The sequence below is a fragment of the Aminobacter sp. P4_D5 genome (genome assembly GCF_056401815.1).
In genome coordinates this window covers 1-571 of the sequence record NZ_JBFUIP010001146.1, presented here as the reverse complement: position 1 = coordinate 571, position 571 = coordinate 1, and the positions used below count along the sequence as shown (strand labels likewise).

The following is a 571-nucleotide window of genomic DNA, read 5'->3' as shown; positions in this document are numbered from 1 at the left end:
GTCGAAGGGCTCGATGTCGTTGGCCTGGGTGAGCATCACCTGGCCGCTCTCGAGCGCGAGGCGGCGGCTCTGGCTGTCCGGCACGATGCGGTAGATCATGGCGTCGAGATAGGGCTGGCCCGGCTTCCAGTAGTCCTCGAAGCGGTCGAGGCGGACGAAGTTGCCGCGCTGCCATTCCGTGAACTTGAACGGACCGGTGCCGATCGGCCGGGGGTTCGCCGGATTCGTGCGGTAGTCCGTGCCGTCATAGATGTGCTTCGGCACGATGCAGCAGGCCGTCGAATCGAACATCAGCAGGAAGGGCTGGAAAGGCTTCTTGAGCGTGATCCGCACGGTGTGCGGGTCGGTGGCCTCGCAGGTGTCGATGTTCAGGAAGACCGTGCGGGCGCGCGGCGCCAGCTCCATGTGGAACTTCATGATCGAGAAGACCACGTCCTCGCCCGTCATTGGGTGGCCGTCGTGGAACTTCACGTTCTCCTGCAGCTTGAAGACGTACTCCTTGCCGTCGGGGCTGATCGTCCAGCTCTTGGCGAGGACCGGAATGGGCTCCAGCGTCGAGGTGAAGCTCAGC

1 protein-coding gene is annotated in these 571 nt (G+C 63.9%); it reads right to left on the bottom strand.

Going from position 1 to position 571, the window contains the following annotated elements:
* Window positions 1-571: ABC transporter substrate-binding protein (locus AC1DWF_RS37165; RefSeq protein ID WP_476843431.1), on the bottom strand; the 571-nt coding region annotated here is incomplete at both ends.